The following is a 12,688-nucleotide window of genomic DNA, read 5'->3' as shown; positions in this document are numbered from 1 at the left end:
TATAACAGAAAAAGCGAGTAAATTACTCGCTTTTCTGCTTTATACCGAAGTATAAATGATAAAATAAACAAAATGTTATTCGAAATATTCTTTGATACGTTCAAAGAATGATTTTTCGCTTTTTCCTGGTTGAGGTTTAAAATTTGCAGAAGTTTTTAATTTTTCTAACAATTCTTTTTCCTCTTTAGAAACTGTTTTTGGAGTCCAAACATTGACATAGACCAATTGATCTCCTTTATGATATGAATTTACCTCAGGTAAACCTTTTCCTTTTAATCGTAATATTTTACCACCTTGTGTTCCAGGATCTATTTTTATTTTTGCTTTACCATCTATGGTAGGAATTTCTACACTCGTTCCCAATGCAGCATCAGCAAAATTAACATAGAGGTCATAGATCACATTTACACCATCACGTTTTAATGTTTCGTGAGCAACTTCTTCAACGAGAATGATTAAGTCTCCAGGAATACCACCACGTGGGGCCGCATTTCCTTTTCCACTCATAGACAATTGCATACCTTCACTTACGCCTGCAGGAATATTGATGGAAATAGTTTCTTCACCGCGTTCTAAACCTTCTCCTTTACAGGTGGTACATTTCGCCGTAATTTCTACACCTTCACCATTACAAGTAGGGCAGGTGCTCGTCGTTTGCATTTGACCTAATATGGTATTCGTTACTCTTCTTACAGAACCCGAACCGCCACAGGTATTACAAGTATGTGTAGAACCTTTATCTTTAGCACCAGAACCAGAACACGTATTACAAACGATTTGCTTATTAACTTTAACCTTCTTCTCGACACCATTTGCGATCTCCTCTAAGGTAAGTTTTACTTTAATTCTTAAATTCGTACCCCGTGTAACTCTTCTTCCCGAACGACCACCTCCAGAACCTCCGAAGAAACTTTCAAACGGATTTCCTCCGCCAAAAATATCTCCAAATTGACTGAAAATGTCATCCATATTCATTCCACCACCACCACCATATCCAGAAGCCGAATTGCCAGCATGACCAAACTGATCATACTTTCTACGCTTATCAGGATTACTTAAGATTTCATAAGCCTCAGCAGCTTCTTTAAAGTTATCTTCAGCGGCTTTATCTCCAGGGTTCTTATCAGGATGGTATTTTATAGCAAGCTTACGGTATGCTGATTTTATTTCAGCAGCATCAGCAGATTTCGATACCCCAAGGACATCATAATAATCTCTCTTTGACATGATTTATATTTTATTGTCCTACGACTACTTTAGCAAATCGAATGACGGTATCGTTTAATAGATAACCTTTTTCGATAACATCAATCACTTTATTTTTCAAATCGTCGGATGGCGCAGGAATAGAAGTAATCGCTTCTTGATATTCCGCATCAAATGGTTGACCCAAAATCTGCATTTCTTTAATTCCTAACTGTTCCATCGTTTTCTTGAATTTGTTATTCACCAATTCGATCCCTTGCTTGATCGGATTTTCTTCTTCAAGATCTTTCATATGCGCCAAAGCACGATCAAAATCATCTAATACAGGAAGTAATTTCACAATTACGTCTTTCCCAGCATTTTGAATAAGATCTAATTTCTCTTTGGATGTTCTCTTTTTATAATTGTCGAATTCTGCAAATAAACGCGCATACTTATCGGTTGCTTCCGTTAATTTTTGATTCAGGATATCCACTTCACTTGCTGAATTTTCTACATTTTCCTCAGCTTGATTAAATTCTTGGTCTTGAATATTTTCGTTTTCGTTCATCATCAGCAATAAAAATTTTTACTATTAGTCGTTGAAACAATATTTTTGCCAACATAAAAAAATCCGACATGCTGTCAGTTTATAAATAAAACATAGGCAAAACTGTCGGATTCTAATTTCTTGTCAGGTATTAGATGCTTACATTGTCATGCAGACCTCCATCAGCAGTACGCAAGATACGGGCTGGCATATTTTTAATGATTTGGTAATCGTGGGTAGCCATTAATACGGCAGTACCTGAAGAAGCAATATCACGTAATAATAGTACGATTTCTTCTGAAGTAGCAGGGTCTAAGTTACCTGTAGGCTCATCAGCTAAGATGATTTCAGGATTATTCAATAAGGCCCTCGCGATCACGACACGTTGCTGCTCTCCACCAGATAATTCATGAGGCATTTTTTTAAGTTTGGAACGCAATCCTACCTTTTCCAATACATCCAGAATACGGTTTTCGATTAAGCCTTTCTCTTTCCAGCCTGTGGCACGTAAAGCAAATTCTAAATTCTTTTCTACGGTACGATCATTCAGTAAATGAAAATCCTGAAATACAATTCCCAATTTACGGCGTAAATAAGGAACATCGTTTTCATGAAGTTTCTTCAAATCAAATCCAGCAACCATACCTTCCCCATTGGCAATATATAAGTCGCCGTAAATTATTTTCAACAAACTACTTTTCCCAGAACCCGATTGTCCAATCAAATAGAGAAATTCACCTTGTGCGATATCTAAATTTACGTTTGAAAGTACCAGGTGTTTTTGTTGGTAGATCTCTACGTTTTTTAACTTAATTACAGTACTTGCTTCTTTAATACTCATTATACATCAATTTTCTTTATTTGCCCAAAAGGCAGTTCTCGAACAATTTCCATGATATATGCAGCTTTGTCAGCCAATCCGATTTTATCTAAAGATTTCTCCGGTCTATCTACTCGAAAATATGCCAAAAGCGTAAATGCATCATCTCTCAATTGTACATAATCTGGAATTTTGGCAACACCTTTAACTTTTATCACATACATAGTGGAACAAAATTATCATTTTTTATGAATTCATAGTCATACAACGCTTTTATTTCCAAATTATTGGTTCTTCCGTAAAAATGCTAATGTATCTACTTGATCCGCATAATCCGCTAACTTGGGGTATTGACTAGCCCCAAATGGAAAAACTGCAGCCTCGCAATTCAAATCCATCGAACTGGTCACACATTGAATTTCCTGTTGCTGTTGATCAATTTGCTGCAGTAATACCGCTAAATCTTCATAGTATTCATAGTGTAAGACTGCCAGGGGAGACGTTAAGGTGACATCTTCCTTCAAGAGCAAGAAACCATTATCAAAATGTTTATCCTTATTGATCAAATAAATAGATTTATTAAAATCATAATTGTTATGGTATTTAAAATGGTCTTTAACCCCAGCAAATTGTTCCATGGCCTCATAAAAACGGGATATTTCATATCCTTGCGGAAAGTATATTTTTGAAACGGAACGACAGCCTAATCCAAAGAAATCAAAAATATCATGTCCCAATTGGCGTAATTCTTCCGCGGATTCTTCACCAGAAAGAATCGCAATTGAGTTTCTGTTTTTGCGAATGATATGTGGCTTTTTACTAAAATAATGCGCAAAGTAACGGGATGAATTATTACTTCCAGTGGCAATGATCAAATCATAATCCTGCAAGCGGTCCACCAAATGAAAGTAATTTGAAAATTGAGGTTCAATCGATACTAAAATCCCCAAAACAGCCTGAGTTAATCCAGCATCATCTGAGGAAACTTTAATTTCTGCATGAAACCCACAGATCAATACGGATAAGATATCATGAAAACCAACCAAAGGAATATTTCCAGCCAAAACTAATCCCACACGTTTATTCGATTGCATGTCGGGAAAATTCAACAACCACTGAGTTAACGCCTCCTGATTTAAATTATAAGCGATGGCGTTTGCTTGCTGCAAAACGTTTTCTTTGCTATACCATGCATTTCTATTTGCTACAGAATTTAAAAATGGCGATTGAGCAAAGTCTTCACTCTTAAGGTAATCCCCTAATTTTACGAAAGCTGAAATACGATCTTGTAATGTCAAAATGTTTCTATTTAGAATTAATCTGTATGAATTTTACTGTATATTTGCCATATCAAAGTAAATAACTACTAAACTTATATACTTTTATTTTATTGTATGTATGTTATGTACTAACTTTGGAAGCACAAAATTAGTTTAATATTTTATTGTAAGGACATAAATGGCAATTAAAATTACGGATGAATGTATAAATTGTGGGGCATGTGAACCGGAATGCCCAAACAATGCAATTTATGATGCAGGTGTTACTTGGAAATTTTCTGAAGGTACTTCTTTAGATGGAATTATAGATTTCGGAGATGGTGTAACCTTGGATGCAAATGAATCGCAAGATGCAGTATCAAATGAAGTTTATTACATTGTTTCTGATAAATGTACAGAATGTGTAGGATTTCATGATGAACCTCAATGTGCAGCGGTATGTCCGGTAGATTGTTGTGTAGATGATGAAGATGTTCGTGAAAGTCAAGAAGAATTATTAGCTAAAAAAGCATGGTTACATGCTGAATAATTAATTTTAGCTTAATTATAGTATACTAAATGGCTGATGCGTATAGAACGTATCAGCCATTTATTTTTAGCAATAAGCGATGCCTGTAGGCAAAGTAACCTATTGCAGCACCTTCTGTAGCAACTTATTTTTAAATCCAAATAAGCGAATGTTCATCCTGTCATAGGAATCCTCTTATTCCGTATAATCCCCATATCCTTTTCCTCCGCTCTATAAAAATAGGTTCAACCATCCTTTAAGGATAGGCAATAGCAAAAACTTAGACTTTATTCCAGACGAAACCGCAAAAACCTAAGGATAACAAGCGAGTAAACCGTCTGACATTCGGTATTGATTTGCTTTACTAAGGGAGCACATTCGGATCTCCGTCGAAAATACCCAAACCATATCCTTCTTAGTTCCAAAGAAGATTCGAAGAAGATCCGAAGGAGAACAAAATCTTGGTATAGAAATAGGCCTTCTAAACAATGCAATAGGATCATTGATTAGCTCAGGTTTTTACACCGATAATTGTTAAAACCCGATAAAAAAGAAAGCTAATATTCTATTAACAATAATTTAACAACAACACAGGCTTATAAATAGTGGTATTTCGATACAGACAAGCGTTATTTTCAACAGATAAACAACATAATACCTAAAAATATAAAATAAAAAAGCGCTATTCTGTTCATTTTTATCGTTATTCAATGAAAAACAATTTAAAATAGTCCAAAATCATATAATTTTTATTAAAAAAACGATAGGTTAATAGAAAATATAGAATAAAAAATCGAAATGAATAAAAATATTACAAAACTTCCGCTATAACATTTAAAAAATCATAACCTTTTGATTTTAGGCAAGTAATCTAGAAATATTGTATTAAATTTAAGTGATTAGACGTTTGCAAAACTTTCCATAAATAAGGATTAAATAGTATAATATTTGCTAAACTACTTTTAATTTCTATTTTTGTTCATCAAAAAAAGTTTAATCAGAATTAAATAACCCATATTAAACCGCATGTCAAAAAAAACAACGGGATACCTTATGCTATTCACAATAACAATAGCATTACTCATTACACTCCTTTACGAATTTAATATTGTTGCAGTTCCTCCATCAGTGATGATCGTCGTGCGTTGGGCTACAGCTGCAGTACTTATATTAAATGCACTCGTACGGAAAGGCCTTACCACCTGGATTTTAACCTGTATGATTTTAGGCATCTTTGTAGGATTGGACTTTCCAAACGTTGCCAAAGCCTTACAACCCCTGAGCCAAGGCTTTATTAAACTCGTGAAAACAATCGTTGGCCCGATATTATTTGCCACCTTAGTCGTTGGTATTGCTGGACATTCTGATTTAAAACAAGTAGGTCGTATGGCTTGGAAATCCATGCTGTATTTCTTCCTAGCTACCACCTGTGCTATATTTATAGGCTTAGCGGCAATCAATATCACCAAAGCGGGCGTAGGTATCGACATCGAGCATATGCCTCATGAAGAACTACCAAAAACTTCGATGGTCAATGAAAGTGATCAAAACGCCTTAGCACACATTGATGAAAGTGCTCATGGTTTATATAAATTCACCACCTTTATCCGAGATACATTTCCTGAAAATATTGTGAAATCTGTGTATGAAAACAAGGTATTACAGATTGTCGTATTTGCCGTCATCTTCGGTATAGGACTAGCCATGGTGGAGGAGAAAAAACGGAAACCTTTTGTTGATTTTGCAGAAAGTTTATCAGAGGCCATGTTCAAATTCACCAATTTAGTGATGCTTTTTGCACCTATCGGCGTTGGAGCTGCTATGGCATACACCGTAGGGCATTTGGGGGTAGATATCCTTAAAAACTTATTTATGCTCTTAGCAACGCTGTATATGGCGCTGATTTGTTTCTTACTATTGATATTACTTCCTGTAGCCTTATACTTAAAAGTACCGATCAAACAATTCATTGCCGCGATTAAAGAACCTGTTTCTATCGCCTTTGCAACGACGAGCTCCGATGCTGCACTTCCGAAAGCGATGAGTGCCATGGAGAAATTTGGCGTTCCTCGTAAAATTGTTTCCTTCGTGATCCCAACAGGCTATAGTTTTAATTTGGATGGTACATCCTTATACCTTTCTTTGGCGTCCATTTTTGTTGCCCAAGCAGCTGGTATAGATTTATCCTTTGGTCAACAATTAATGATTGCTTTTACATTGATGATCACCTCAAAAGGCGTGGCCGCAGTACCAAGAGCATCCCTAATCATCTTAATAGCTACGGCAGATCAATTTGGCTTACCTGTATTCGTCATTGCTGCTATACTTGGAATCGATGAGCTAATGGATATGGCAAGAACCTCGGTCAATGTAATTGGTAACTGTCTAGCTACCGTTGTTGTTGCAAAATGGGAGGGTGAATTTGATGAAGCGGCACCGTTTCGTGTAGATCCGGATCCAGATTCCTTAGCTGAAATTAAAGAAACCATACAAGAAGGACCTGAAGGTGAGAATAGAACTTAATCTTCCGGGTATATAAAAAAGAAAGAGCGATGTGCACACATCGCTCTTTCTTTTTAGGTTAATAATTAAGATATAAATCCTTTTACATATTGCTTTGTTATATCGTGTTTAGGATTCAAAAGAATATCTTCTGATTTGCCAAATTCGACAATTTCCCCGTTGTATAGAAACAAGATATAATCAGATACCCTTCGCGCTTGTCTCAAAATATGAGTGACTAACACGATGGTATATTGTTGTTTTAAGTCGATAAGTAGATTTTCAATAATCTGTGTAGAAAGTGGATCGAGCGCAGAGGTAGACTCATCCCCAAGAATTATCTCAGGTTCTACCGCAAGACCACGCGCTAAACACAACCTTTGTTGCTGTCCGATCGAAAGCCGTGTAGCCGATGCTTCTAAGCGATCTTTTACTTCCTCCCACAATCCTACATTTTTCAATTGCTGCTCAACAATGGCATTCAGTTTTTTCTTATCCCGCTCCCCATGTATTTTCGGTCCATAAGCGATATTATCGTAGATGGACATAGGCAAAGGAAAAGGTTTCTGAGAAAGCAATCCCATTTTTTTCCGAATGTGCGTTACTTCAGCATGGTTAGCGTAAATATCTTCTCCATTGACCAATACAGACCCCTCTACGGTGACTTCTTTGGAATCGTCCAACAACCTATTCAACGTTTTTAATAAGGTGGTCTTACCACATCCTGAAGGCCCTATAATTGAAGTAATGCAATTATTAGGAATATCTAAATTGATATTTTTCAATACATGTCGACCTTCAATATGTACATTAAGGTCCTTAATTTGTATATGTGGGTATGAGTTGGACACTATATCTTGTGTTTCTTTTGTTTCGACGCTAGGAAATGTGTACATAAAACGATAATTAAAATAATCAATGTAAGAATTAATGCAGAAGCGTAGGCACGACCTTGAACTTCTGGAATAGGACTACTCAATTGGAAAAATATGGCCAAAGGTAAAGTAGCCGTAGGCTCGTCCAAGTATTTTGGAATGTTATCCGAAAATCCTGTGGTCAAAAGCACCCCAGCAACATCTCCAATAGCACGGCCAAAAGCTAATAAAATAGCGGTGAATAATCCGGGTTTAATATATTTAAGCATCACTAAAGATGACTCTAGTTTAGTCGCTCCAAGTGAGGAGGTTACATGCTTCAGATCTACAGGAACTGTACTGATCAATTCATCGATCGTACGAACCACGATAGGGATCGTCAGCAAGGTAATGGTGATAACGCCGCCCAACAAAGAAGCACGGATGCCGAACAACACCATAATACTGAACGCGATGGCACCATATACAATCGAAGGAATGCCATACAAAACATCAAAAATTAATTTTGAGGTTCTGGAAACAAAGGAACCACTCTTGATATAGACATTCAAGTAGATACTGATCGGGATTCCAATGACGGTCGCTAATAAGGTTGACAATCCCGCCAAATACAAGGAACCTAAAATAGCATTTAATATTCCACCTTCTTTACCAATATAAAAACCACCTTGTGGAGTTTGGGTTATCATTTCCCAAGATAAATAAGGTAAGCCCTTATATAAAATTGTTCCGACAATTAAGAATAGCGATCCCGTAATGGTAATACCAGCCATTTGCATCAGGATTTTTGCTATTTTCTCTTTCCGAAGTCTTGATCCAATACTTGCCATTTAATGTTTACCCTCCAATTTATTTAGTATTAATCTAGAAATTAAGTTAAAGCCGAAGATGAGTACAAACAATAATAAAGCTGCAAACATAAGCGCCGAATCGTATAAAGGTATGGACATCATCTCTCCAAAATTATTGGCTATTAAGGCTGGGATTGGATATCCTGCATCAAATATAGATTTAGGTATTTGTGGTATATTACCACACACCATCAATACAGCGACGGTTTCACCAAATGCACGAGATACCGCCAAGACAATCGCCGCAATGATCCCTGGTTTGGCTTTTCTAAGCACAACATGTTGAATGGTTTCCCATTTGGTCGCACCCAAGGATAAAGACACGGATCTTAATTCCAATGGAATGGTTTGGATTACCTCCACCATGATACTGACCATAATAGGAAATATCATCACCGCTAAGACTATTCCTCCAGCCAAGACCGAATATCCTGAAGAATTAATCCCAAAAACTAAGGAGGACAATTCTGAAATTAATGGCACTACAAAAAGCACCCCCCAAACACCATAAAGTACAGGTGGAATGGCGGCTAAAACATTCATCAAGGGAAGCACCATATTGCGCAATCGGTCAGTAGCGTATTCTACCAAATAAATAGATGCCCCAAGACATAAAGGAACAGCAATGATAAGCGATAAAATGGTTACCCAAAGCGTACCTAATATAAATGGTAAGAAACCAAACTTTCCTTTCATGGGCGACCAAACACTCTCGGTAAGTATTTCCCAAAGAGAGATCTTTTCTAATAATGGATAAGCTTTGGCACTTAATCCAAAGAATATGGATACAATGACAGCTAGAATGAGTAACAATAAGCCGGCAGATACATTCTTGCTTACTGAATCCTTAATTAACCTGTAATTCACTTGCATTTAATTTTTCTAATTCTTTAATGATTGTTTCTTTATCTAGTGGTACGTAGCCATTTTCAAGTAAATAACTTTGCTCGGTATCGTTGAGTATAAATCGAATAAAATCCTTGAGTAAATTTGATTGTTTATTGGATCTAATAACAAATGTTAAATCTCGAGCTGGAGGAGAGGGGTAGACATTCGTCGCAACCGCATGAGTTAATGAATCAAGATGTTGATAAAAATCTTCATTGGGATCGATTTGACCATTTTTATTTAAATCTATAGGGATAGCTACGATCTTGTCTGAGGTTTTCTTCGTTTTTAAGTCAAACACATAATTGAGGTTATTGAAACCGATAGCCTTCGGATTTTCTTTAATGGCTTGCGCAAGTCCAGGATCACCGAAAATACCTATTCCTTTCAAGTCCTCCTGGTTGGCACCAAAGAATTTTGCCCATGTTTCTGCTGCACCTGCAGCATCGGAACGAACATATACTTCAATGGCGGTATCTGAAAAACGGGAATCGATTTCGTTCCATTTTTTAAATTTACCTTCTAAAAAGATTTGTTTTAATTCTTCTTGGGTAAATCCTCTTGTTAATATGAGCTCGATATCTGGATGATCACTATTGATAGTCCCAATAACAGCATCTTTAGCTACATGAATAGGCAGTGCACCTTTTTCTAATTCTTGAGGGTGAAGATCTCGAGATACCAAGCCTATATCCACCATATCGGTGAGTACATCGGCTATTCCTTTGCCGGCACCACCAGCAGAAATATTAAATCGTAAATTAGGGTTAGTTTTTTTATAATCTTCTGCCCATAATACAGCCAATGGATACAAAGCAAATGCTCCTGAAATCGATATTGATCCTGTATATCCATTTTTCTCATCGTAAGACTCGGAGACCTTTGGAGCACAAGATTGCAGCAAAAAACTAGCTAAACAGCTGATATATAATATGTTATACTTCAAAATACAATACTAGGTGAAAAAATGATATTTGAATACGCTACAAATATATACTAAATCAGTAGATTTAATGTATTTAATAGAATTATAATTTATACATTTGTGGATATATTTTAGGAATTCCTAAAGTTTATTGGAGGGATATTGAAAAATTTATAATACTTAGAGTAGATATGCAAAGCTTTCGTACGGAATTAGAGAATCCAATCGTAGAAAAAGAGATTATAGAACTAGAAAAAAAGATTCGTAGTTTTCAATCTGGAGAAATTCCAGAGGAAAAGTTTCGATCTTTAAGATTAGCTAGGGGAGTATATGGCCAACGACAACCAGGTGTTCAGATGGTTCGTATAAAGTTACCTTTTGGAAAAGTAACATTCAAACAATTATTGAAAATAGCGGCAATATCGGATGAATATGCCAGTCACAACTTGCATTTAACGACGCGTCAAGATATCCAAATTCATTACGTGAGTTTAGATAAAACACCGGAATTATGGGCTAAACTTGCCGAGGATGATATTACTTTACGCGAGGCCTGTGGAAATACGGTTAGAAATGTTACGGCATCAGCAACATCAGGAATAGATCCTGAAGAACCATTTGATGTTTCCCCATATGCCCATGCTACGTTTACTTATTTTTTAAGAAATCCTGTTTGTGCAGAGATGGGAAGAAAAATAAAAATTTCTTTTTCATCGAATGATCGAGACAGCGCATTTTCTTACATTCATGATTTTGGGTTCATACCTAAAATTAAACAAGTGAATGGGCAGGAGCGGAGAGGATTTAAAGTCATGCTTGGTGGAGGATTAGGAGCTCAACCTATTTTGGCTAATGAAATTTTTGATTTCTTAGCAGAAGAAGAGATTATCCCTTATATGGAAGCCACATTACGGGTATTTGATCGCTATGGCGAACGAAATAACCGGAATAAAGCGCGATTTAAGTATTTGGTTCAAAAATTAGGTTTAGAGGAAGTTTTAAGCTTAATTGAGCAAGAAAAAACAGCTTTGAAGAACCACATTGTCAAAATAGATCGTTCCAAAATTGATCAACCAGCAGCACCTTCAGCCATTATCGAAGAGGTTAAAGCAGTGGATGAGGTAGGTTTTGAAATCTGGAAATTAACCAATACTTTCCAACAGAAGCAAGAAGGATATTTTGGCGTGTATGCCAATATACAAACTGGTGATATCTCTACCGATAAAGCACGTTTGTTAATTGATGGCATCAAAGATCATGTGGCTGATGATATTCGCATCACTCAGGACCAAAATTTGCTTTTTAAATATGTTCGTAATGAATCATTAGCACAAATATATAACACCCTACATAGCTTAGGTTTTGCAAAACCAGGCTATAACAGTACTGCTGATATCACGACTTGTCCTGGAACAGATACTTGTAATTTAGGTATTTCCAATTCAACAGAAATGGCAAGAGTGTTAGAAAATTATATCCATGAATTTCATGCTCCCTTTGTTACCGAAGAAGATCTGAAGATAAAAATTTCAGGATGTATGAATTCTTGTGGACAACACGGTCTTGCACATATCGGTTTTCATGGAAGCTCAGTTAAATCTGGAGGCCATGTTGTTCCTGCTGCGCAAGTCATGTTAGGCGGTGGTACCATAGGCGACGGAAAAGGTCGTGTGGCAGAACGCGTAATAAAAGTACCTACCAAAAGGGTATTGCAAGTGGTTGATTTAATTCTTCAAGACTTTAAAACGAACAATCCGAACGAATCTAATTTTCATGGATATTATGACGAAAAAGGAAAAGATTACTTTTATCGTCTTTTGAAACCATTAGCAGATTTATCCAACTTAAGCGCCGATGAATTGATCGATTGGGGACATGAAGAAAGTTTTTCTACAGCTATTGGTGTAGGCGAATGTGCAGGTGTAGTGATCGATTTAGTTGCAACACTCATTTACGAAGCTGAGGAAAAACTAGCTTGGTCTCAAGAAGCCTTAGACCAACAGTTGTATGCAGATGCCATCTACCATGCCTATAGCTCCTTTGTTTGGACTGCAAAAGCATTGCTTTTAGATAAAGGTGTAAATGCATCTACGCAATCGGCAGTAATTGCTGACTTTGATACACATTATGTAGCAGAAGGATTATTTCAATTTCCGAGCACATTTGCAGCGCGTGTATTGCAGATTAATAAATATGAACCAAGTAAAGAATTTGCTGAAACATTCTTATTACAGGCCAAAGCATTTTGCTTAGAAGCAAAAGCTCGACGCGAAGAATTAAAATCAATCAGCATATCATAAAGAG

General features: G+C 36.5%; 12 protein-coding genes. 3 read left to right on the top strand and 9 right to left on the bottom strand.

Annotated features, from left to right (window positions below; genetic code table 11):
- Positions 1-75: 75 nt before the first annotated feature.
- The 5 genes from dnaJ to ACFRAE_RS14645 form a co-directional block, all read right to left on the bottom strand.
- Complete coding sequence (dnaJ, locus tag ACFRAE_RS14665; protein ID WP_422797918.1) at positions 76-1,227, bottom strand: molecular chaperone DnaJ; 1,152 nt, start codon at positions 1,225-1,227, stop codon at positions 76-78.
- Positions 1,228-1,237: 10 nt separating this feature from the next.
- Positions 1,238-1,759 (bottom strand): nucleotide exchange factor GrpE, encoded by a 522-nt coding sequence (locus ACFRAE_RS14660; RefSeq protein WP_422797917.1) that lies wholly within the window; start codon positions 1,757-1,759, stop codon positions 1,238-1,240.
- Between the two features lie 127 nt (positions 1,760-1,886).
- Positions 1,887-2,576, bottom strand: coding sequence for a cell division ATP-binding protein FtsE (locus tag ACFRAE_RS14655; RefSeq protein WP_422797916.1), 690 nt, complete (start codon positions 2,574-2,576; stop codon positions 1,887-1,889).
- A complete protein-coding gene (locus tag ACFRAE_RS14650; RefSeq protein ID WP_422797915.1) occupies positions 2,576-2,779 on the bottom strand; it encodes a fructose-6-phosphate aldolase in 204 nt (67 codons plus the stop codon). The genes ACFRAE_RS14655 and ACFRAE_RS14650 overlap by 1 nt, the downstream gene beginning before the upstream one ends.
- A 60-nt stretch (positions 2,780-2,839) precedes the next feature.
- Positions 2,840-3,853, bottom strand: coding sequence for an acyl-CoA reductase (locus ACFRAE_RS14645; RefSeq protein ID WP_422797914.1), 1,014 nt, complete (start codon positions 3,851-3,853; stop codon positions 2,840-2,842).
- Positions 3,854-4,013: 160 nt separating this feature from the next.
- On the opposite strand from ACFRAE_RS14645, the gene ACFRAE_RS14640 reads away from it, so the two are divergent.
- Entirely contained in the window at positions 4,014-4,364 is a 351-nt protein-coding gene (locus tag ACFRAE_RS14640) for a 4Fe-4S dicluster domain-containing protein (protein WP_422797913.1), read from the top strand.
- Positions 4,365-5,369: 1,005 nt separating this feature from the next.
- Positions 5,370-6,866, top strand: a complete 1,497-nt coding sequence (locus ACFRAE_RS14635) for a dicarboxylate/amino acid:cation symporter (protein WP_422797912.1) — start codon at positions 5,370-5,372, stop codon at positions 6,864-6,866.
- A 65-nt stretch (positions 6,867-6,931) separates the two neighbouring features.
- On the opposite strand, the gene ACFRAE_RS14630 is transcribed toward ACFRAE_RS14635, so the two are convergent.
- From ACFRAE_RS14630 to ACFRAE_RS14615, 4 genes are read right to left on the bottom strand one after another with little or no spacing between them, the layout of a single operon-like run.
- Positions 6,932-7,741 (bottom strand): phosphate ABC transporter ATP-binding protein, encoded by an 810-nt coding sequence (locus ACFRAE_RS14630; protein WP_422797911.1) that lies wholly within the window; start codon positions 7,739-7,741, stop codon positions 6,932-6,934.
- Positions 7,696-8,550 (bottom strand): PstA family ABC transporter permease, encoded by an 855-nt coding sequence (locus ACFRAE_RS14625; protein ID WP_422797910.1) that lies wholly within the window; start codon positions 8,548-8,550, stop codon positions 7,696-7,698. The genes ACFRAE_RS14630 and ACFRAE_RS14625 overlap by 46 nt, the downstream gene beginning before the upstream one ends.
- Positions 8,551-9,444 (bottom strand): phosphate ABC transporter permease subunit PstC, encoded by an 894-nt coding sequence (gene pstC / locus ACFRAE_RS14620; RefSeq protein ID WP_422797909.1) that lies wholly within the window; start codon positions 9,442-9,444, stop codon positions 8,551-8,553.
- The gene (locus ACFRAE_RS14615; protein WP_422797908.1) at positions 9,419-10,363 is read right to left on the bottom strand and encodes a PstS family phosphate ABC transporter substrate-binding protein; all 945 of its coding nucleotides are present in this window, start codon (positions 10,361-10,363) and stop codon (positions 9,419-9,421) included. The genes pstC and ACFRAE_RS14615 overlap by 26 nt, the downstream gene beginning before the upstream one ends.
- 212 nt (positions 10,364-10,575) lie before the next feature.
- Between ACFRAE_RS14615 and ACFRAE_RS14610 the strand changes: the two genes are divergently transcribed.
- Entirely contained in the window at positions 10,576-12,684 is a 2,109-nt protein-coding gene (locus ACFRAE_RS14610) for a nitrite reductase (protein ID WP_422797907.1), read from the top strand.
- Positions 12,685-12,688: the final 4 nt, after the last annotated feature.

It is taken from the genome of Sphingobacterium sp. HJSM2_6, assembly GCF_049316305.1.
In the GTDB taxonomy this organism is placed as follows: domain Bacteria; phylum Bacteroidota; class Bacteroidia; order Sphingobacteriales; family Sphingobacteriaceae; genus Sphingobacterium.
The sequence above is the reverse complement of the archived record's forward strand: the minus strand, read 5'-3'. Positions and strand labels throughout refer to the sequence as shown.